The sequence below is a fragment of the Runella sp. genome (genome assembly GCF_965279615.1).
Classification (GTDB): Bacteria; Bacteroidota; Bacteroidia; order Cytophagales; family Spirosomataceae; genus Runella.
In genome coordinates this window covers 2,236,247-2,259,020 of record NZ_OZ257252.1, presented here as the reverse complement: position 1 = coordinate 2,259,020, position 22,774 = coordinate 2,236,247, and the positions used below count along the sequence as shown (strand labels likewise).

Genomic DNA, 22,774 nt, shown 5'->3' with positions numbered 1-22,774 from the left:
GAGTTAATTGTTAAACGGGACAGGTAATTGGGATTTTTCTCTTTACATTTAAGCCCGAACGTTTAACTTTACACCCACCAAAACCTTTAAAGCAGATAAAAAAGTAAGATTGCAATGGAAAACGCCACCTTAATGGACGAATACGGCTATGTCTCAGACGGCAAGGTATTCTTAAAAGGGTATTTAGGTAACCCGGATCGCCAAATCGGCGAAGTAAAACGAACTGAACAGGAAGCCATTGATTATTTCAAAAACCGCTTCAAAATTGCTTCCGGAAAAGTAGAACAGCTTGAAAAAGACGTTGAAGAAGCCCAAAACAAAGGCTCTTACCTTACTAAACTGGTTCAGCTGCGCAAAAAACTACTCAGCTTTGATGGGCTGGGCGATTTTATTCCACTGTTGGAGCGATTAGAGAAACTCGAAACGGTATTGGAAGATCTGATCAAGGTCAATCAGGAAAAAAACCTTGAGATCAAACGTGCGCTGTTGGAAGAAACCCGCGCCGTAACGGTCGTAGGAGATGATTGGCAGGGAGCAACCGATCAGCTTCAGGAGATCAAATCCAAATGGATACGTACCGGTCCTGTAGACAAAGAATATCAGGAAGAAACCGAAGGAGCCTTCCAAACATTGTTGGATACGTTCTTTCAGCAACGCCGTGATTTCTTCTCGGACTTGAACAGAACGATTGCAGACCGGATCGAAAGATATACGGAGCTGATCGCAAAATCAGATATGCTGGTACGGATGTATGATGTCGAAGAAGCCAGTCGGCAGTTGCGTCAGATTCGCGCAGAATGGAAAGAGATAGGGGAGATCCCCGTGAAACGTTCGGCGAAGTTCTACAAGCAGTTCAAACGTTCCAATCAACGTATCATTGACAAGTACAACCGTGTCAAAGGCATCGTAGTACAAACCTACGAAAACCCGTTGGTGACCAAGCAACGCGAAATGTGCCGCGAAGCGGAACAACTGGCGCGCTCAAACGATATTATTCAGGCTTCCGAACGGGCAAAAGTATTGCTTAATCAATGGAAGGAGATTCGTCTTCCACCCCGTGTTGGTGATAAAATGGTTGCTGAACGTTTCCGCTCAGCCTGCGATAAGATCTTTGAATTAAGCTATCTTGCCCGGGTTATCTCGCGCAAATATCCTGCGTTCGAAATTCGCTCGGAGGAAGATCAGCTTAATATCAAGACGCGTGAAATGGAGTGGCTTATCAAACGCGAAAAAGCAGATTTGGACGTAACCATTGCCAGCGCACAAAATATGCCTCCCGATCCGGAAACTGAGCGCCAAATGATGGGGAAAATCAATATTCAACGCCGTAAGATCACCATGAAGGAGAAGATTCTGGAAGAATTTAAGGCCAAAATGAATAAATAAGAACGCTGAGAAGTTAAATAATAAAGGGTTAAAAGTCAGGAAACGAATTCCGAAACTTTTAACCCTTTATTATTTACACTCTGGTTACTTTACGCAACCTCCTCTACTGTATCGAGGAGAAGAACTCATACGTCCCTAAAAGGAAATCCTGTATTCCTGTGCCGTGATCTTTGCCTTTGAGGGTAATGAGGGTTACGTTCGTTGCACCGCGCGCTTTCATTGCATTGTAGGCGTTAACGGAATTGAAATAAAATACCAATTGGTCTGCATCGCCGTGGTAAAGCCGGGTCGGTGTTTTTGGTTTCCAATCATACACATCGTTGTCTTTGACCGCGTTCAGAAATCCCGTATCTGTGCCATCCGCAATTCCTTTTGCAAAAGCATCCGTAAATATCGTATTAAAACTTACGTTAATATTCGTATTTTCTTTGCTTGTTTGGATCAAACCTGCCCACGGCTCTTTGAAGTATTGGGTCATTGGGCGATTAAGATTATAGAGGCGGTCATAGGTTAAAGTAACCCACAAATAAAGTTGGTTAGAACTTACCGCACCTCCTGTTTTGGAGCCAATGAGGTACTTCATGAAGGCCGTTTTATCATATGCACCGGCACCGCAACTTGACGCTTTCAGGTTAAATTCACTGCCGGTTTCTTCTTCAATTTTCTTTTGCAAAGACATGGTCGCGTAACCGCCGGCAGAATATCCCGCAATGTAAAGACGTTCATCCCACGTAATGCTTTGTTGACGAATGAACTCCCTGGAAGCGCGTATCATATCCAATGAAGCGGTGGCCAAACTTTCACGGTGTTCGTAAGGATGTGGAACTGTGTTGGAAGCTCCGAAACCGATATAATCAGGATAGGCGATAATATATCCCAAGGCGGCAAGCAAAGAACCTGCGGTATTGGCTTCACTGTTGGTGGCAAAATAAGAAGGTGCTTCTGCATCGTTACGAATCGTGCCGTGTTGCACACTGATCATCGCCAGCGGGCCTGTTTTGATGGGGAAAATAAAAGCGCCTGACGCCTGAATTTCTTTGCCGTCGGTGTTTTTAGTCTTATAGACCAACTTATACACCTTAATTCCATTTTGAAGAAATGGGGCAATGGCCGCGAAAGTAGGATCTGCCGAGGCAACACGCTGTACCAATTGCTCCTTTGTAAATTCACCGACAAGCGTACTGCTGACAAGGTATTGATCTTCGGGAATTGGCTCAGTGGGGTTTTTGTTACAACCACTTACAACTACTGCTAAAACAAGGAAAAGAGCGTAAAAGTGTTTTGTGATAGATTTCATACGCGTTGTGCTAAAACGTTGTTAGGTTCTGTACCTAAACGAAGAAAGATACCTTAAAGTTGCTCTTAGAATCCTGATTGACCGTGATTATTCGGCAATTTGTGGCTTAATAATGAATATTTGCTTTGATTTTTCTGCTTCTCCGTTTGAAAGCAGCCGATTGAAAGCGAGCGTAACGCCATCATGCGACCACACAAGATTGGAGGGAGAAAGATTCGTTGGTGCTGTCAGCACCTGAAATCGCTTCTCAAATGCGTCATTGCCCATTTTGCACAAAACAATACTGCCATTCCAGACATAACACAACTGCTTACCATTAGGATGCCAACGGACACTTCCTGCCACATCTTTGTCATGAAAAGTGAGTTGCGTAGGCACACCACCGTTGGGAGAAATGGTGAAAATTTGCTGAATACCTTTTTCATCTTTTGCCAAAAAAGCAAGCAGGCTGCCATCCGGTGATGACCGTACAATGCCTGTACAACCTGCGTGCGGCGTATTTGCTGTGAAGGTCAGTCGTCGTTGAACCGTTCCTTTGGGCGGCATTGGGAAAGTAGTATCAGTTCCTTCCAACGGGCCGAAATCACCGGGGATAGTAATGTCGTTTGGAATGTCTACAATGAACACTTCATCTACGCCCTTGCCGTCTTTGTCTTTTACTTTTCCGATAAACGCCCGTGCGATTTGAGGCGTCCCGTCGGATTTCAAGTATCCTTTTGTGCCTACCCAACTGTCGCCCGCTGCATGGCTGATCTCATCCGAACCGGCTTTCGGGTTAGGCGTTACCCGAACCACCAAAGCACTGAACCATTCGCCTGAAACGTTGTCGCCCTGTGCGTCTTTTTCCAAGGCAACAGGATTGTTTCTTTTGGAAACACCGATGGTGCGTAAATTATGTTTTTCGCCTGTTTTGTCTTCCAATGCCTTCAAAACCGCGTCGTTGTAGGTGTAACCGATCCACTGTCCGTCGCCGCTCCATTCGTGGCGGTGCGTGCCGCCGCGTAAAGCACCTTTGGTGTAAGGTGGTGTGATGTCACGAGCATCCATAAATATGGGTACATTAGGCGCTGAATCGTTGATAATAACGCCCGTTCGCCGCCATTGTTGATAGGGATTGTCTTTGGTTACGCTCATTAATCCGTGAATAAACACCACGGCATTATCGACAGGCGAATAACTTACAGCACCTGCACCCGGACCCCATTCCGCATTGTTTGGCAGCGCGTACAAGACTTTCTTTTCGCCCGTTTCGACGTTTACTTTTTCAATTTTGGCCGACGCCGCAATACCGCCTTCTTCGGTGCGGGTGTCGTAGACGAGCCATTGGTTGTCAGGCGAGAAATTGTCATTGTTGTCTAAGTCGTGGTTGTAACTTAGATCATTTGTAAGTTGCTTTTCGGCTAAATAAGTGGAGTTGTCGCAGGAATACATCACAAGAGAGATAAATAAAGCGGAGACTTTCCCAAGGTTTAAAAGGTCTTGGAAAGGCTGCTGATTTTGGAAAAATATTTGAATATTCATTGAGGTTTAGATTAAAACGGCAGTCGCTCGCGTCTCGCGAGTGACGATTATTTTGATGCTTCCAGCCTTCGTTACCTTAGGCCGGAGGCCTACTGATAGTCGTCACTCGCGGGACGCGAGCGACTGCGGCGCACTGATTACTTTCAAATAACGTCCCATCCAATAAGGCAGCAAAAACGAATCTCCTGCACTTAATTCGGCCTGCCCGTTGGAGGGTCGATCAAGTTTGAAGAGATTACGATTATGTTTCAGTTCAGGGCGCTCATCAGGAGGGAGAACCTGCGTAATGGTTTGTCCGCGAAAATTAGCCGGGACGGGTTCAATATCTTTGCGGTGACTGTTCATGACCTGCCATTCGATCATGTCCAACGGAAATTCTTTCAAATACCAAATGGTCTCGGCTTTGTCAAATTCTTTGGCACCTGTCATGGCGTAGCAGAGGTTCCACAAACCGTTCTTTTCAGGACGTTCAAAGTTCCAGTGTTCTTTTATGGCTGCACCATATTGCTTTTTCAATTCGGGTGTAAAAGCATAAGGGTATAGACACCAATACCCCAGAAAGTACATTTCATCGTCGGAGTGATTCCAGTCTTCCGATAGTTCGGCGGCCAGTTTTCCATCAGCTTCGGTGACTCGGCCGATTTCTTTCAACGAACGCAACAGGTTTTCCAAGTACCCGTGTTTGTACATCAGTTCGTAGGCTTTCTGTTTGTAAATTTCTTTCTTCGTAAAATGATAGGCAGTTTGTAAAAAGCCAATAATGTTGGAAGAATTTAATTTGCGGTCACCTACAGTTTTCGAAAATGAATTCACATATTCGGGATTCCATTTACCCCAAAGCGTAGGTTTTCCGTCGAAATCAATCAAATACCAGTCATTTTCGATGATGTTGGTCATCAATTGATCAATCAATGTCACGGCTTTTTGTTTTACTTCGCCGTCCATGTTTTGGGCTAAAAGTGTCAAGGCAAACATCTGCCCCACCGTTTGGTCACTGCTTGTGGTGCCGCGCCAATCCCACTCTTCGTTGGAGGATTTTACCCAACCGTTGGTCATGCCGCCGTCCCATTGTTTGGGGCTGAATTTATGATAACCGCGTCGCTCAAATCCCCGCGCAAAATAGCCTTTCATGCCCGTGATGGCAAACTGGCGTTGCATGGCTTCAAAAGATTCGAGGCAATTGTCGAGCGCTTCTTTGTCACCTGTAACTTTATAGCGAAACAATTGACTGACCAAATACATCGACGTCCAGAGATTATCGCTGTCGCGTTGACCCATTTCAAACGTAGAAAGGTCACCGTGTTTTAAAGTAGAAATATCAGAATTGAAACCGTAGCGAATGTGGCGTTGGCGTACCTGTTTTTCGTAGGTTAAGGCTTTGTCATAAAGCGTCATTTTTTGAAAATGGATTTCGCCCAAACCTCTGGTTGTCAATATGTTCACATTTTGCCCTTCTCCTGCTGAGATGTGAATTACCCGATTGCTCGGAATCCAGCGTTCGCCGTAATAATAATTATATCCACCGTCAGAACGGAGCATGAAAGCACCCAAAGGCGAGCCAAACCATACCTGATCGTGCACAATGGCAATAGTAGTCAAGTCAGTACAGGGCAGTTTGCGCTGAATATTGCCTAAGGATTTGAATGAATCGGCTTGAAGTACAAAATACCCGTTTTTTGTTCCAACGTAAATTTTGTTGTTGGCTATCTCAAAACAAGTGAGATCGTTTCCCTGAAAAACAGGTTGCAATTCCTTGGTTGTTAATGAATACGTATCAATCGATTGACTGCTTAAAATCAAAAAACGATTATGCAGCGCATCAAAACGAATCGCTGACACTTCTTTGCCTGATAGGGCTTTTTCATCTAAGATTTTAGAGTCCTGAATGATTTTCAGCTTTTTTCCGTCGGATACCAAAAAGGTGAAATTAGGGCCGGCGCAAAAAAGTCGGGCGTTTGGCATATCATGCTTTGAGTACAAATTTCCCGCCCATGCGTTGCTGAATACGGCTTTATCGTCCAGGTATACAAACTGTCTTTCATGAATGACCATGTCCTTGATTTTCTTACCGATCATCGGGACGTAAGAACGGTCGGGAAGTAATGCCCCCGGATACTGAAATTGGCCGCCATGAGGCTGTAATATCCAAGCCGATGACAGAATACGTACCTTGCCGTTCTTATCCGTAAAGACCTTGCGCAATTGCATGGAACTATCTTGCAGATAATGCTTTACGCTGAAATCCTGCAAATAAGGCTTGTCAATGTAAGCTGTCGTTTGAGAGAAAACGTTGTTCCCCAACAATACACTGAAAAGTAATAAAATACAATTCTTAAATTTCATAAGTTAGAGAGAATGGAACGCTGATTTTATATGATTTTTATGGTAAAATTATGCTCATAATAAATCTTGACAATCATACTAATCAGCGTTCTATTAGATTGAAACTACTTCATTACAGGAGCGCTGATAACGCCCAAATACCGACCTGCCCAATACGGCAGCAGCCAAATGTCGCCCGCACTCATTTCGGCATTTCGCTCTTTTCTGTCCAGTATAAATCGGCTGTTGTTGTGACGCGCAAGGCCCATTTCGTCGGGCGGTAGCACTTCTTTGGTCGTTTGTCCAATAAAATTGGGCGGCAACATTTCAATGTCTTTGCGGTGGCTGTTTTTGATAGGCCATTCGATCATGTCCATTGGGTATTCCTGCAAATACCACACAGCTTCTTCCAGATCAAAATCCTGAATGCCGGTGATGGCCGTAAGAATGTTCCAAAGCCCGTCTTTCTCAGGGCGTTCAAACTGCCAGTGGTCTACGATTGCCTTTTTATAATTGGCTTTAAGGGTATCGTTAAATGCATAGCGGTACAATCCCCAATAGCCCATGTAGTACATTTCGTCGTCGGAGTGATTCCAACTGCCCGAAAGGTGCTTGCTCCAATCGCTGGCTTCGGCAGGGGCTTCGCCGATGATCTTCATGGGGCGCATCAGGTTTTCATAGTACCCATGCTTTTTCATCAACTCAAACGCCTTGGTTTTGTATTTCTCTTTTTTGGTAAAATGATAGGCCGTTTGCAGCATGGCTGTGATATTGGACGAATTGAGCTTGCGGTCGCCTACGTTGGTCGGAAAAGAATTAACGTAATCCGGGTGCCATTTGCCCCACAAAGTAGGCTTGCCATCCCAATCCACAAGGTACATATCATGGCTGATGATGTGACTCATGAGGGTATCAATAAGCGCGATAGAGCGCGATTTCAGGTCTTTGTCTTCGATCAATTCGGCCATCGCACCAAAGGCGAAAATGTGTCCGATCACTTCATCGCTGCTGGTGGTTGACTTCCAATCCCATTCGGGGTCGGAGGCGCGGCGCCAGGGTTTGTCCTGAAATTTATAACCCGTTCTTTCAAACGACCGCGACGGGAATCCCGGCACGCCATTGATAGAATAAAGTCGTTCCATCGCTTCCAACGATTCACGGCAGTTTTGCAGAGCTTTTGGGTCTTTGGTGACGGCATAACGGAATATTTCACCGCCCAGATACATTGAAGTCCAAAGGCCGTCATTGTCCGAATCCTGCAATGTTCCTGTGGACAAATTACCGTTTTTCAAGCGGGCCAAGGTTCCATTGAATCCGTTACGAATATGGCGAGTGCGTACCTGTTTGTCGTAATACTGCGCTTTTTCATGTAATGTCATTTTGGTAAAGACGATCTTGCTTAAGCCTTTTTCGGTCAAAATCAATACCGATTCTTCGTCACCTTTAGAAATGTGTACAACCTTGTCAGAAGGAATCCAGCGTTCAGATGCATAGTAATTAAATTTGCCATCGGATTTTCGCATGAATGCCCCGGAAGTAGAACCAAACCATAACCGGTTGTCAATGAGAGAAATACAGGTGAGTTCGGGCCACGGCAGCTTTTGCTGAATCGGCGTGACAACTTTGCCCGTTTTGTCTAGTTCAAGGTAACCGTTTTTAGTGCCTACAATGATCTTTCCGGAATACAACTCAAAGCATGTCAGGTCGCTGGCGGAATAGACTTTTTGAAGGTTTTTATCTTTTTCCGAAAGAGAATAAACGGAGTTTTCGGTCAAAACGTAGAATACGCTACTGCCTGCATCATACTTCAAGTCCAGAATTTTACCGCTACTGTTTTCCTTCCAAGCGGTTCCTTCTTTGGGTAAGTATTCCAATTGTGTTCCGTTGGAGATCAAAAAGCCAAAGTCTTTTCCTCCCGCCAACAGATAAGCATCAGGCATGGAATGTTTTGTAAAGAGCTTACCCGCCCATGCGTTGCTCAACACAGCTTTATCGTCAACCATCACAAACTGCTGTTGATACAAGCCCAAATTGGCAATTTTCTTATCGGCAATGGGACGGTAAGAAACGTCTTTTGCCAACGTACCGGGATATAAAAATTGCCCGGCATAGGGCTGATATAAGCCTGATTTAGTGCTTACTTTGATCGCGCCGTTAAGATCAGTATAGGCTTTGTGCGGCTCAATATTTTCGTTGAAATAGTATTTTATACTATAATCCTGTACGTAGGGAATGTCTTTGTAGACAGGTTGTTTGGGTTTTTGAGCAAAGATCAGGGATGAACTGAGCAGAACGCCCAAAGTAAGAAATGTAAACTTCATAAATTGTGGGTATTGGTGTTGAATGGAACACAATGGATTTAGTGAATCGCATTGACGTTTATAATACGCCGTATCTTGGCGTTAAGGCTATTTGTGAGGAAGAAAAAAGGGAGGTTGAGCTGTCCGGTACGGACACTTACCATGCCTGCTTCAAGAGAAAAGATACAACGAGAAAGTTATAAAAGTTGAGTTGCTCCCGTTTTTCGGAAACTCAGCATTTTCAACGTGTTAAGTGCTTGAGAATAAACTTCAGAGTATTTGAAATAGCAGGCCATTCTCTGAGCAAAAAGTCGGGTTGTGAGCAACCCTCTGCACAGGGGAACACTCTACGTGCAGAGGGTTGCTCACAACCCGACTTTTTGCTAGAGCAATATCTATTTTATAAAACCCGAAAGCTTTTGCTTCATTGCAGGCAAATGCAATAGTTTTACTCATTATCCCATTTTAAAACCGCCTTAATCACTGCTTCTCGGATGGGATTGGGGTTGAAATAGTCTCTTGAGGGCTGTAAACCCATATTTTGACGATTGATGAGAAGAATCACCGAGAGTTTTTGCTCAGGTACTACTGTTATGCTCGTGCCCGTAAAACCCGTATGACCAAAGGTGCCCGCAGGCGCATTGCGCATAAACGCATTTTGAGGGTCCATCATCCAACCGAGGCCGTTTTTGAAGCTGTCGGGTGTCAGAAATAAGGCAATGGTTTTCGCTGAAATAAACGACTTACCTTTTATTTGGCCTTTGTTTTTCAGCATATCCACCAATTTTTGAAGGTCGTTTACGGTCGAGAAAAGCCCGGCTGCTCCCGAAATTCCTTCATTGGCATACCATGCATTGCCATCGTTTACTTCGCCCTGCAGTAGATATTGCCGCCAACCCTTCCAACTTTGGGGGTCTAACCCCTTCACCGTAAATCCCAATGTAGAGTCTTCCACCATGCGTTTTTCGTACGGATTTCCCGGGGAGGTGGCCGCGAAGCGATTGGAATTTTTATCGGGGTTATAACCGGTTTGGGTCATTTTGAGCGGGGCAAAAATTTCAGTTTTCAGGTAGATGTTCAATGGCTGACCCGAAACATTTTCAATGATTTCTCCCAAGAGCGTAAAGCCTAAGTCCGAATAATGACGGCCTTCGCCTACCGGATATTTCAGCGGAAGCTGCTTGATAAATGAGAACGTGCTCGCTCGTTTGTTGGAGAAATAATACAATGGATACCACTCGTACAGCCCCGACGTATGGGTCAGTAAATGCCGGATAGTGATTTTCTTTTTGTCGCCCTCATCAAACCCTTTTATGTACTTGGAAGCCGGGTCTTCCACGTTCAGTCGCCCTTGGTCGTGGAGTTTCATGATGGCAGTGGTTGTTCCGATTACCTTGGTCAACGATGCAATATCGAACAAATGGTTTACGGTCATTAATTCAGGGTGTTCAGCCATCGAACCGTCAAATTCTTTCAATTTGGCGTAGCCATATGCTCTTTGGAGAATTACTTTATCTCCCTTTTTGACAGCAAGCACTGCTCCCGGGATCTTTTTTTCGGAGATGTATTTTTCGATGATCGGATTGATTTCATTCTCTAAGGTTTGTGCCGATTTCTTTTGGGCAAATAAAAAGGGCGTAACAAAAAGCAGCAAAAAGTAAGCGAGTTTCATCTATAAATGAGTTAAGACAACGATCAATATGCAAAACGGAACAAAGCACTTCAATGCGTAAACCTACAAATTCTTTGATGGAAAAAGAACCTCCCGACAGGTCATTTATCATTGAACATTCGTCATTCATTTAACTGCCGCCGCCACAACCCCCACCGCAACCGCCGCAGCCCCCTCCACATCCACCGCTTCCTCCGTCGCCGCCACTGCTGCATCCCGCACCTCCTCCGCCGCTTTTATCGGAAGAACTGGCGTAGATAGCTCCTCCCAGCCATCCTGCTCCGTCGCCGGAGGCAGAAGTTTTGTGAAACACTCGTTGAAGCGTTTGGTCATTTCCTAAACTATACGAAGCGTTGAACAACATAAACGCTAAAGCTCCTGTCGTAATTTGCGTTCCCCAATCGGTTGCCTGGTACGAAGCGCTCATATTGCGGTCTATCAAAGATGTTGTTAACATTATCACCCAAACAATGACATAAACGATCATGAGCAACAGCAGAAAAATCACCGGTTTTCCGTTGAGAATCCCCTGGCATAACCTCGCTGTTCCAATCAGCATTACCCACCACTGAAACATAGTTACTCCCCGGTCTTGCGAAAGTTTATTCTTAACGAAAGTTGTTGCTTGGGTGATGGCTTTAGCATAAGGATATAACAATCCTCGCAGGCGCTCGGCGGGCATTACTTCTTCGTCCTGAGCTTGCAGCGAGTACATCATCGGTTGCTGAATTTGATTATCGTAGGCAAACTTATCCTCAGAGTGATAGCGAATCCACCCCCTTTCGGCAAAATCCGCCACGAGGGTTCGGAATACCGTTTCCGTATCCTTAAATAAAGCGGCAAAATGATAGGGGTGTAACTGACGCATTGCTTCCTGCAAGACCTGTTTCTTAAAACGGATTTTGTGATACGTTCCCCACCAAGCCCAAGCCATCAGAAGAAAATACGCCGGCAAAAAGTGAGGCCCTGATAACGTAAACAGAAACAGTGACATTACGCCTGTCAGCGCTGCTCCTACCGGCCAATACCCCTTTCCTTCCCAAATAGGTGTTACCTGCAATATAGGTGCTCGAAACGGGGACGTTGGCGCTAGATATTGTGTTAAATCAAGTCCTTTGGGCAATGACCAGCAATCCGCCGGTGGCAATTCCTGAAACTCTTTTACGTAGGCTGTCAGCGTATCGGCGTACCATTCCAGGTGGCGTTGATTTTCGGACGTTCCTCCTTTATTGGGATAGTGGTGCAGTTGTCGTTGCAGTACATCGCCGCACAGTTTTTGCCAGTAGCTCACTGTGTATGTCAAATGCAAATGCCAAACTTCATCCACCACCTCTGAGGGTGACGCGCCCTGTGGTAGGGTTAGGCAGAGATATAAAAATTTCTTATATTCGGCAATAGCCCGCTTCGCAAAATCGGGCGCCCACTTTGTTTCTTTGATCAATTTGTCCGAAAACTGCACCGCAGCTTCAGACGAATCGTCTAATTGAAAGTCGCTTATTTTTTGCCAGAGCGACGGGTTTGAAAGTTTAGGATTCATCATAAAAGATCAAGGTTTGTATTGTCTGATTTAATTGACCTAAAATTGAGGACTTTTGCCGGCCAAAGTCAAGGGTAACTACTGATCGCTCGCTGTGTAAGCGTTGGTTACAGTAAGATTACATATAGTTAATGTGTTGATTATCAATATTAAAAAAGCAAAAGGGGGTAGAGGCAGCCTTCTTTTACCAAGAATTAATAAAATGGAGGTAATCGCTTAAAAAAGTTAAATTGCGTTTCGAAAATTACCAGGTGACAGGTTCCAATCTACCGTTTTTACCATGAATATTGAAGTTGCCCGACCGCTGTTTGAAAAACTTTGGAATCAAGTACTCGAAGTGTATTTCCGGGAAGAATTGGGTCTTCCATACACTGATTTTCGAACGCCCCCGCACTCAATGAACCAAGTATTAGGCAATGCAAGCTGGTCTAAAAACAGTAATTTTGAAAAGCAACTAAAACGGCAGTTGCCCACGTTTGTCGGTCATGCCACTCACCGAAAAAGCCTTGAACTTCACGAAAAAGGCATTGGACCGGAGACCTACAAATTTGGGGGCAGCACCTTTCGTGACCGACACGATGACCTTCTCAAATCTTCCAAAACGTACATCGGAACCACTGACCATTTTATGCTGGCGCTTGTTCGTACACTTGGATTTGTTACCCTCGACGACTATCGTCATGCCCACGGTTTTGATGCTGCGTCGGTTCGTAGCGGTGTAAGCAAAGCTTCGTCGGATTCTTCCCAATGGGAAAACCAATCGGTAGCTCTCAATGCAGATTTTCAACAACTTATCAAGACACATGAAGGCCTTCGTCAAACCGAAAAACGTTGGAAAGCGGTGGCGGTCGTTGCTTGTGTCGGGTTTCTTGCGGTTGTGGGGTGGGGATGGTTTTTTAACAAAGAAAAGAGCGAGGGAAAAGTGATCCGCTCAGTGGCCGATACCACTACGTTAGCCAAGGGTGTTGTAGGAAGTTGGTACAGCTACAACCGCTCCTACGAAGCGCGCGGCAAAGAGGACGGTTATACCTTCAATCGAATAGCTTGGCAAATTTCGGTCGATGACCACGGCTATTTGGCGCTGAAACGCTACTGGAAAGCTATTGAGTTTGACGGCTGGACGGAATTTATTGGCGGCACTTCGCCCCAACTTCATTTTTTTGTCAACGTTTATCAAAACGGTAGCGGCTACAAAAATCCCGTAGGATACAGGCATTTCAATTGCGGGATTTGGGGCGAAAACGCCGACTGGATGCACGCCGATACATTAAGCTGTATCTGCACTACCTATAATTTCAGCGACAGTCATTTAGGGGAACCTTTGGCCGGGCGCGAAATTTTGATTCGCCAACGCGGCACTTCGTTCGACTCCCTCAAAGCAGGTGCTCAAAGCCTTACCGCTTCTGAGGTGCCTTGGCTTGAGCGTTTTCTTCCGAAAGACGAAAGTTATTTATTTCAGAAACCAAAGGGGAAAAAATAGCTTTTATATTCTTCAAAGTAGTTCGTGAGGGCTGGACTCGATAGCCTTAATTAGGGTCGATAACCGGATATTATGCCTTTAAGAACCTCGGAGAGGTTTGACCTTTGTAGTAGAGATGATTTGATTTTGATACATTTCGGCTTCGGAGAAGCCCAACATTAATTTGTGGTTGGGCTTCTAATCCGTGGTCTGTGTCACCACAGACCGGGTATATTAAAAATTAAAATTTTACAGAAAGTGCTGTGAGACACTGCCCACAACCCCACGAAGATATATAAGGTCAGTGGAGACACAGACCATGGATTAGGGTCGATAACCGGATATTATGCCTTTAAGAACCTCGGAGAGGTTTAACCTTTGTAGATGATTTGATTTTGACATATTTCGGCTTCGGAGAAGTCCAGCCACAAATTAATATTAGGTGTTGGGCTTCTCCGAAGCCTTGTAAATGGGTGATGATAAATCGCTACAAAGGTATGGCTTCTCCGAAGCGGCTTCTTGGCCAAACGGCTATGGTTTTATCACCCGCAAATCAGGGGTAAGTTGAACGAAGATGCTGATGTTTTCCACCAACTTCGGCAAACGCTACAATACGCGCAGTTTACTGTTCTGATAGGGAGCCAATACCGTCGCATTGGCGGGAAGCTCAGTAATGAGGTAGTCGATCTCATTCAAGTCAGCTACTTTCATCTTCATTACCGAATTCAACTTCTCCGAAATGGCAAGAACTGCCACTTTTTCGGAGGCTTTCATCATTGCTTTTTTCACCTGTACCGTTTCCCAATCCGAATCGGTCAATCCGATTTGGGCATCAATGGCATTCGTACCAATAATGCATAAATCTGCCTTCATTTCCGAAAGGCGCTGATGCACTTCGCCCCCCACAGACATTTGACTGTAGCGCGATAATTGCCCTCCGATAAGAATGATCTCGACATTGGGTTTATCCAATAATTCTACGGCGGTGAGCGGGTTTATGGTCATAAAAGTGGCCGAGAAATCGTCGGGAATGAGTTTGACAAATTCGCGAATGGTAGTGCCGCCACCTATGAGGATCAGCATTCCTTCCCGCAATAAACTCAGCAATTTTCTGCCAATGGTCTCTTTTTGAGAATGAGCATACGTTTCATCAAGATTTGAATTGTGATGATAGGCTTTCGACATGGCTCCACCACGAATCTTGATGATTTCTCCGTCTTCTGAAAGTTCATTCAAATCCCTTCGAACGGTATCTTCCGATACATTGAGTTTTTCTACCAATTCATTCAACGAGATGCGGGTGTGGACATTGATTTCCTGCAAAATCAACCCTTTTCGCTCCTTCTTAAGCAAACTGACTGACATTTTCTTGTAGAATATTAATATATGACTGTACTCTGCAAAGGTATGAAAAAATGCGCATGACTGCCACCTGTTGTTTATAATATTGCAAAAACAGCAGAATCCGTAAGTATAAACACTTGTTTTGCAAAAATGTTGTAATATTTTATTGCGAAATTTGCAGTTTTTGCAAAATAATCGCTTAATATTGCGCAATAGTTGCAAATTATTGACGCATTTGTTGCAACGTATGGTGCATATCTAACTGTCTAACTCTATATGAAAAAAAATCGACTTCTTAAAAAAAATCAACGTCTCCTATGGCTTTCAATGGTTGGATGCTTGACTTTAAGTCCTTTTTCGTATGCAAGAGCGTATGAGAAAGGAACTGCTGTAGCTGAAAATCCTGCAAAATCTGTACTGTCTCGTGAGTTAACAGGAAGCGTAGTGTCTGCAAAGGATGCAAGCCCTATCGTTGGAGCTTCAGTGGTTGTCAAAGGAAACCAACGCATCGGGACAAGTACCGACGCGCAAGGCAATTTTAAACTTTCTCTTCCCGACGATCTTGCGGCTGCGAATGTTACCCTTGTGGTAAGTTTTATCGGATTCGAACCATCTGAGTTATCGGTCAGCCCGGCCCAAACTTCCGTGAATGTGCAATTGAAAGAAGGTGCGCAGGAATTGGCCGAAGTGGTAGTGACGGCGCTCGGTATTAAAAAGGACAAGAAAGCACTTTCCTATTCCGTCACCGAAATAGCAGGCACCGGCTTTACCCAAGCCCGCGAAAACAACGTAGCGAATGCGCTTACGGGGAAAATTGCAGGGGTAAACGCAACGGGACTTTCGACCGGGCCGGGTGGTTCAAGCCGCGTCGTAATTCGTGGAAATGGTTCGTTGACAGGCAATAGCCAACCTTTGTACGTTATCAACGGGATGCCGATTGACAACAGCGTACCGGGCGGCAGTTCATTGGCCAACGGCCTCGGAACAAAAGCAGGAACCGACCGTGGTGACGGTATCGCCGCGATCAATCCTGATGATATTGAGTCGATGACCGTGCTGAAAGGCGGTGCTGCGGCAGCATTGTACGGTTCTCGCGGGGCAAATGGCGTTATTTTGATCACGACCAAAAAAGGGAAAACACAAAAAGGAATCGGAGTGGAGTACAATGGCACTTTTACAATGGAAAATGTGTCGGTATTCCCTGATTTTCAGTATGAATACGGACAGGGAGACGGTGGCGTAAAACCTACCACCCTCGCACAGGCGCAAGCTACCGGAAGGCGTTCGTTTGGGTCGAAAATTGACGGCTCTACTGATTATGTAGCGGCGGATGGCAAAACGCACCCTTACGTTGCCCAAAAAAATAACTTGAAAAATTTCTACCAAACGGGAACAACCTTCACGAATTCGATTGCGTTGTCGGGCGGAAATGATGCGGTAACGTATCGCCTTTCGTTGGCCGATCTGAACGCAAAAAGTGTGTTACCGTCTAATACCTATAATCGCAAGTCGGCGAACTTAACTGTTTCGGCGAAACTAAGCGACCGCCTCAGAGCCGAAGCCGTAGTTCAGTACAACCGTGAGCAGGGAAATAACCGCCCGATTGCGGGAGATGCCTTGGGCAACCCCAACTGGATGGCCTACGAAGTAGCCAATACGGTTGATGTGCGTTGGTTGGCGCCGGGCCACGATGCAAGCGGCAACGAAATCTTCTGGAATGATGCAGGCATTGTAACAAACGGTTATTTCTTCATCAATAAATTTAAAGAAACCGATACCAAAGACCGCTTCATTGGTCAAACGTCCATTTCGTACGACATCTTGAAAAATTTGACGTTGAAGGCGATCACTACGCGCGATTTTTACAATTACAATTTTACGAGTATCATGCCAACGGGCGGACAGTATATTCCTCAGGGTCAATACGATGGCATTAAATCGGATGTTTCGGAAACCAACAGCATGATCACGGCGGCTTACAATACCCGATTTGGACAGTCGTTGGGATTGTCAGCGTTGGCAGGAGCAAATACGCGTCAATTTAAAAACAACCAATTTGATTTCTATGGCCAAGGCTATACGATTCCGTATTTCTACAGCTATTCAAACTTGGCTACGTCGACGGCTACTCCTGTGGCAAGCACGGTCAAGACAAACTCAGTGTTTGGGTCGGCAGATTTGGACTACAAAAATTTCCTGTTCCTTACCCTCTCAGGTCGTCAGGATTGGTTTTCGACGTTGAGCCCTAAAAACAACACGATCTTCTACCCAAGTGTCGGAACAAGCTTCATGCTTTCGGATGTGGTGAAAATGCCGGACGCCGTTGATTTCCTCAAATTGCGTGGTTCGTGGGCGCAAGTGGGCGGAGGAGGCCCTGACCCTTACGCCATTAACCTCGCTTACAGCAGCATACCGAGTGCGAGTTCGGTGCCGCTCCAAAATGTAAGTTCCGCTTCGATTACCAATGCAGAATTGAAACCGTTTACCTCAACCACCATTGAGCTTGGTTTTACGACAAGCTTATTTGGCAGACGTCTGAATATTGATGCGGCGCTTTACGACAAAAAATCAACTAATGATATTGTAAGCGTTCCTATTTCGGGAGCATCGGGTTATACGAGTGCGATCTTAAACTCGGGTGAGTTGAGCAACAAAGGAATTGAATTGTTGATTGAAGGAATGCCGGTCAAATCGACGGATTTCAGTTGGAATACAAGTTTCAATTTTGCCTATAACAAAAGTGAAGTTTTGAAATTGGCAGATGGAATTTCGACCTTTTCTATCGGAAACTCTGCCAATGGTAATGCGTTCATCAACAACCAGGTAGGGATGCCTTTCGGCGGAATTTATGGGTACCGTATGCAGAAAAATGCGGCGGGAAACATTATTTATGATACCAATGCTAACCTCCCGTTACAAACCGACAATAACCAGTACCTGGGCAATGGCGTGCATCCTTATACAATGGGTCTGACCAATACCTTTAAGTACAAGAACTTCACGTTTGACGCTTTGGTAGACGGCAAATTTGGCGGCAGTATTTTCTCCGTAATGGAAGTTTATGCTACGCGTTTGGGACTACTGAAGTCAACCTTGCCGGGCCGTGAAAATGGGTTGGCATTGACAGGGGTTAATTCCAAAGGCGATGCTTATTCGTACACGGTGCCGGTGGCCAATTTGAGAAGTGCGTATTACAACAACCTGAACCGGTACACGGAGTTGTTTGTCCACGATGCAAGTTTTGTGAAGCTACGTCAGATCATCATTTCATATAATTTACCTACGGGTCTGTTGAAGTCACTGGGTGTAAAATCATCAAGTGTGTCGTTGGTGGGACGTAACCTTTTGATTCTGTACAAAAAGACGGACAATTTTGACCCGGAACAGGGTTTGACCAACGGTGCCGCTCAAGGCATTGAGTCGATTGGATTGCCTCGTACACGTTCGTATGGGATTAACCTGAACCTGAAATTTTAACCTAAGTACAAGACTATGAAACACTTATTTTCAAGATATAAACTCCCCGTTTTCGCTCTGTGCGGCATGACGTTGCTTGCCTCCTGCGATAAAGATTTCGTCGAAATCAATACCAACCCCAATGCGGTGTCTGTTCCTACAACGCCCTATATTTTCAGCAAAGCGTTATACGACGGAGCCGCCAATAGCGGTAACAAAGGCAGCCTTTTGTTTGGTTTGATGCAATACACCACAAGCTACAACGACGTAGAGGGTTTCGGTTCTAAATATACTGCCTCACAGGTCAATGCGACGGGTGGTGTTTTTACCAATTCGTACCCCAATCAGATCAATGAGGTAATGGAAGTAATCAAAGCGGTAAAAGATGACCCTTCCAAAGTAAACCTCTACGCTACCGCGCGTATTTGGCGGGTGTATTGCTTCAGTCGCCTGACGGATCTGTACGGTGATATTCCCTACTCAGATGCAGCGCAAGGATACAACCTGTCTGTTTTCCAACCTAAATACGATACTCAGAGTGCGATCTATGCGGATATGCTCAAAGAATTGGAAACAGCGGCTACCTCTTTGGATGCGGCTAACGCCACTACCTTTGGCGGTTCGGATCTGATCTATCAGGGTAATGTGACCAAATGGAAAAAATTCGCGTATTCGCTTATGTTGCGTTTGGGAATGCGCCTGTCCAAAGTCGATGCGACGGCTGCCCAAACTTGGGTAACCAAAGCCGTCGCAGGCGGCGTGATCCGTGACTATGCAGACATTGCGAAAATGAACTACCTGGCATCAGGGCAAAATATCAACAAGAACCCCATTGCCTGGCAGCTGTTGAATGATAATTACCTCCGCGCCGATGGTGTCAACAACACCGAAGGCGGTAAATACCAGGATGTATTTATCAATTCATTGAAAACCAATAACGACCCTCGTCTCGGTGTCTTGGCGGTGGTGTACGTCAACGGAGTGGCCAATTCGACTGAAAGTATTCAAAAAGGAATGCCGGCGACCATCAACGGAACGAAACCTGCTGATTTTGTGACCTATTCAGAACCTAAACAAACGACCGTTTTGAAGGTAGACGCGCCGCTGTTGTTGTTTACGGCGGCCGAGTCTAATTTCTTATTGGCCGAAGCAGCTATAAAAGGTTGGTATAAAACCGAACCGGCTTCTGTCTTGTACGAAACAGGAATCCGTGCCGCGATGCAGCAATGGGATCTGATCAGTGGCACCACTAACGTGATTGACAAAAGCCGTATTGATAGCTACATAGCATCGCATGCGTTAAAGGCGAGTGGCACGGTAGCCGAGCAAACCGAGCAGATCTATTATCAGTTTTGGACCGGTATTTTTCCTGATGCTCAGGAAGTTTATAACAATTATCGTCGCACGGGCTACCCTAACTTAGTACCAAATGTATATCCCGGAAATGCCACAGGAGGTAAGATTTTTCGTCGATTCCTGTATCCGGTTTTAGAACAAACGTTAAATAGAAGTTCATACACGGAAGCTGTCCAACGACAAGGTGTTGATGATCTGTTGACGCGTGTTTGGTGGGATAAGTAATAATTTCCTATCTGTTTCTCTCAAGTTGTAAAATACCTTTACCCTACTCTTTATTTCTTTACCACAAAGTACTCGAAGTTAAAGCACCTCCAACGTGAAGGTGGATCTTTGAGAACTTTGTGGTAAAATTTTGCGCTGCTTTTTCATCAAAACAAGAATAAAAATAAGTAATCAACAATGACGATCATTGAAACCATTAGCCCGGAAGAGGCATTTGCTTTGCTCCGGTTAGCATTACCGCCGGCCCCGGCGCCTCTCGGTGTTTACAAACCTTTTTTAATAGACGGTAAATACCTGTTTTTGTCCGGTCATGGGCCTGTTCAGGATGATAAAAGCTTGATCATTGGCCGAGTAGGTGAAGATTTGGACATTGAGCAGGGAAAACTGGCGGCCCGTCAGGTTGGATTAACCATGCTTTCAACCATCAAAACCCATGTGGGGTCGTTGGATAGAGTAAAAAGAGTGATGAAAGTCTTGGGAATGGTGAACTGTACTTCCGATTTTTTGCGTCATCCGTACGTCATCAATGGGTGTAGCGAGTTGTTTGCCCAAGTGTGGGGTGTCGAAAACGGCATCGGCGTCAGAAGCGCAGTAGGAATGGGAACCTTACCCGACAATATCCCCGTTGAAATTGAAGCGATGTTTGAATTGCACGAATTTTAATGAATTTCAAGGTCTTTGCAGGTGTTTTTTTTTCTGCAAAGGCATTAAAATCAATAGCTTACAACAAACCATGCCCAAGTTATTTGCAGTATTTCGAAAGGTGCCTATGAAGGCAGGAGAGTAAGAGTGTTTGTAATACGGTAGGCGCTAATCGTATCGTCTAATAGCCTTCTTTTATTTTTGATTTTCAGAAATTCTGATTCTTTGTAGTTTTGCGCATGAAGCAAAATCGAAAACAAGCCAATCAATACGACAAGATTTTTAAAGAAAATATAGAGGCCGTAATCCCAAGTCTTATGCAGAATGTGCTTGGGATTACGGCTGTTTCTTTGGAAGAATTGCCCGACGATATACAACATACCAAAGAACGGAAACCCGATGTACTTAAAAAAGTAACAGATAATTTGGGTAATACATTTGTGTTACAAATTGAGTTTCAGGTAGCTGATGAACCGGAGATGGTTTATAGAATGGCGGAATATTGCATTATGCTTGCTCATAAATACAAATTGCCTATTCGCCAGTTCGTGATATTTCTTGGTAAAACAGGTCCGCAAATGGAAACAGAGTTGTTGATGGAAGATTTGCGTTTTAGGTATCATCTGCGCTCTATTAAAGCTATTGATTATCACCTTTTTTTAAAGTCAGGAAAGCCCGAAGAAATCGTTTTTGCAGTGCTGAGTAATTTTGGGCCGGACAAACCTGAAACAGCAATTGGAAATATAGTTGACCGACTTGAAGAAACCACCGGCACAGATTTGACGTTAAAGAAATATATAAATCAGTTGCGTATCTTAGCAGAACTGCGTAAATTAGACTTACAAATCGACGAAATCATGGAGAGCATCGCAAAATATTTAAACGAAGAAAATGATTACTTTGTAGTCAAAGCAAAAAGAAAAATCGTTGAAAATCTATTGAAAGAAACTGATATGGCTCTTGATAAAATCGCTAAAATCGCAGGAGTTACTGTTGATTTTGTCATGGATATTAAGCAAAAACTTTCTGCCGGAAAATAACCAAATTGCTAACTTGTTGTTCGTTTTTACTCTTTAGAAGGCTGCGAACGCAAAATAGTTAAGCCTATTTAAAACATTTTTTCAGCCTCCAAGTCGACTTGGAGGCTGAAAAAATGTAATTCTCTTACAAAAACTCATGCGTTATCACGACTTCTCTGTGTTGTAATAGCGGAACTATTTGTCCTACGACAATTTGCTTAAAATGATCAGAGTTTCTGTGAGTTTCCAAAGAAGCTTCGTCCTTGTATCCCTCATACAACAAAAACGTATTGGGGTCAGAAAGGCTTTGGTGAATTTTGTAAAATAAATTGCCCTCTTCGCCGGTACTTTTTTCGATCACTTCCGAAAAAAGATTTTGAACAGATTCCAACTGACCTTCTTTTACCTGCCATTTGGCAAATGTATAAACTGCTTGCTGTGCCATCGGAGTAGTCGTTTTAAATTGTTTTTTAGATAATGTAAAGCACCTTGCCCTTCAAACATTAGTTGAAGAACAAGGTGAGTGGAAGTATTAAGCTTTTGCTTCCAGAATGTTAATCATCTTTTCACCCACTCCTTTTGCCGAAGCCGGGTTTTGTCCGGTGACAATAGTGCCATCGGCTATACTGTTGGCTGACCACGGTGCTGCGGCATGAAAGATAGCTCCTTGGTTGGAAAGTGCGGTTTGTAAGTCAAAAGACACATCCGGGCGAGCGTAATGATCTTCTTCGGCTGTGGTAAATGAGGCAATATGTTTGCCGTTTACCAAGTAAGAGCCGTTGCTCAATTTTACGTTCAACAGCGATACAGGGCCATGACACACGGCTCCAACTACAGCACCGCGTTCGTAGGTTTCGGCAATTACTTTTTTGAGCAGGGGATTTTCCGGCATATCTACCATTGGAGCAAGCCCGCCCGGAACAAATACGGCATCATATGCACTGACATCTACGTTTTCGAGCTTTTTCGCTTTTTGCATTTCGGCCCATCCTTTACCGGTCAAAAACTTCAAATTGTCGGGGTCATCGGCTAAATTCAGTGCGTCTAAATAAGGTGTATCGCCCGATAGACTTGCAAAGTCGATTTGGTAGCCGGCGTTATCAAATTCAGCATAAGGGTGAGCTACTTCCGGTAAAAAAGTACCTGTTCTTCTATGGTTAGGACCAATGGCATTGGCATTGGAAACGATGATTAAGATTTGCTTTTTCATTTTTGTAAGTGGTTAAATGTAAGATTGT

15 protein-coding genes are annotated in these 22,774 nt (G+C 44.6%); 6 read left to right on the top strand and 9 right to left on the bottom strand.

What is annotated here, in order from left to right; genetic code table 11:
- Positions 1 to 114: 114 nt before the first annotated feature.
- Positions 115 to 1,386 carry a DUF349 domain-containing protein gene (locus ACQY73_RS09850; RefSeq protein WP_428664908.1) on the top strand — a complete coding sequence of 424 codons (1,272 nt, stop codon included), beginning with the start codon at positions 115 to 117 and terminating at the stop codon, positions 1,384 to 1,386.
- A gap of 103 nt (positions 1,387 to 1,489) precedes the next feature.
- Here ACQY73_RS09850 and ACQY73_RS09845 read toward each other — a convergent pair whose 3' ends face one another.
- From ACQY73_RS09845 to ACQY73_RS09820, 6 genes are all read right to left on the bottom strand, one after another.
- Positions 1,490 to 2,683: an alpha/beta hydrolase family protein gene (locus tag ACQY73_RS09845; RefSeq protein ID WP_428664905.1), complete on the bottom strand. Its 1,194-nt coding sequence runs from the start codon at positions 2,681 to 2,683 to the stop codon at positions 1,490 to 1,492.
- Positions 2,684 to 2,770: 87 nt separating this feature from the next.
- Positions 2,771 to 4,204: a DUF3748 domain-containing protein gene (locus tag ACQY73_RS09840; RefSeq protein WP_428664902.1), complete on the bottom strand. Its 1,434-nt coding sequence runs from the start codon at positions 4,202 to 4,204 to the stop codon at positions 2,771 to 2,773.
- Between the two features lie 102 nt (positions 4,205 to 4,306).
- A complete protein-coding gene (locus tag ACQY73_RS09835) occupies positions 4,307 to 6,547 on the bottom strand; it encodes a hypothetical protein (RefSeq protein ID WP_428664899.1) in 2,241 nt (746 codons plus the stop codon).
- 104 nt (positions 6,548 to 6,651) lie between these two features.
- Positions 6,652 to 8,847 (bottom strand): hypothetical protein, encoded by a 2,196-nt coding sequence (locus ACQY73_RS09830; RefSeq protein WP_428664896.1) that lies wholly within the window; start codon positions 8,845 to 8,847, stop codon positions 6,652 to 6,654.
- Between the two features lie 427 nt (positions 8,848 to 9,274).
- Positions 9,275 to 10,498: a serine hydrolase domain-containing protein gene (locus ACQY73_RS09825; RefSeq protein ID WP_428664894.1), complete on the bottom strand. Its 1,224-nt coding sequence runs from the start codon at positions 10,496 to 10,498 to the stop codon at positions 9,275 to 9,277.
- Positions 10,499 to 10,628: 130 nt separating this feature from the next.
- A complete protein-coding gene (locus tag ACQY73_RS09820) occupies positions 10,629 to 12,038 on the bottom strand; it encodes a glycine-rich domain-containing protein (RefSeq protein ID WP_428664891.1) in 1,410 nt (469 codons plus the stop codon).
- Between the two features lie 277 nt (positions 12,039 to 12,315).
- Here ACQY73_RS09820 and ACQY73_RS09815 point away from each other — a divergent pair, with 277 nt between their 5' ends.
- Positions 12,316 to 13,515 carry a hypothetical protein gene (locus ACQY73_RS09815; RefSeq protein WP_428664888.1) on the top strand — a complete coding sequence of 400 codons (1,200 nt, stop codon included), beginning with the start codon at positions 12,316 to 12,318 and terminating at the stop codon, positions 13,513 to 13,515.
- A gap of 585 nt (positions 13,516 to 14,100) precedes the next feature.
- On the opposite strand, the gene ACQY73_RS09810 is transcribed toward ACQY73_RS09815, so the two are convergent.
- On the bottom strand, positions 14,101 to 14,859 hold the full coding sequence (locus tag ACQY73_RS09810) for a DeoR/GlpR family DNA-binding transcription regulator (RefSeq protein WP_428664885.1): 759 nt from the start codon (positions 14,857 to 14,859) through the stop codon (positions 14,101 to 14,103).
- A gap of 255 nt (positions 14,860 to 15,114) precedes the next feature.
- Between ACQY73_RS09810 and ACQY73_RS09805 the strand changes: the two genes are divergently transcribed.
- The 4 genes from ACQY73_RS09805 to ACQY73_RS09790 all read left to right on the top strand — a co-directional run bounded on the left by ACQY73_RS09805 (position 15,115) and on the right by ACQY73_RS09790 (position 21,557).
- On the top strand, positions 15,115 to 18,315 hold the full coding sequence (locus tag ACQY73_RS09805) for a SusC/RagA family TonB-linked outer membrane protein (RefSeq protein ID WP_428664882.1): 3,201 nt from the start codon (positions 15,115 to 15,117) through the stop codon (positions 18,313 to 18,315).
- Positions 18,316 to 18,330: 15 nt separating this feature from the next.
- Positions 18,331 to 19,875 carry a SusD/RagB family nutrient-binding outer membrane lipoprotein gene (locus ACQY73_RS09800; RefSeq protein WP_428664879.1) on the top strand — a complete coding sequence of 515 codons (1,545 nt, stop codon included), beginning with the start codon at positions 18,331 to 18,333 and terminating at the stop codon, positions 19,873 to 19,875.
- Positions 19,876 to 20,052: 177 nt separating this feature from the next.
- Positions 20,053 to 20,538: a RidA family protein gene (locus tag ACQY73_RS09795; RefSeq protein ID WP_428664877.1), complete on the top strand. Its 486-nt coding sequence runs from the start codon at positions 20,053 to 20,055 to the stop codon at positions 20,536 to 20,538.
- A gap of 218 nt (positions 20,539 to 20,756) precedes the next feature.
- A complete protein-coding gene (locus ACQY73_RS09790; RefSeq protein WP_428664874.1) occupies positions 20,757 to 21,557 on the top strand; it encodes a hypothetical protein in 801 nt (266 codons plus the stop codon).
- 124 nt (positions 21,558 to 21,681) lie between these two features.
- Here ACQY73_RS09790 and ACQY73_RS09785 read toward each other — a convergent pair whose 3' ends face one another.
- Together ACQY73_RS09785 and ACQY73_RS09780 are read right to left on the bottom strand one after the other, a co-directional pair.
- On the bottom strand, positions 21,682 to 21,981 hold the full coding sequence (locus tag ACQY73_RS09785) for a putative quinol monooxygenase (RefSeq protein ID WP_428664871.1): 300 nt from the start codon (positions 21,979 to 21,981) through the stop codon (positions 21,682 to 21,684).
- 87 nt (positions 21,982 to 22,068) lie between these two features.
- Entirely contained in the window at positions 22,069 to 22,746 is a 678-nt protein-coding gene (locus ACQY73_RS09780) for a type 1 glutamine amidotransferase domain-containing protein (protein WP_428664869.1), read from the bottom strand.
- Between the last annotated feature and the right edge of the window lie 28 nt (positions 22,747 to 22,774).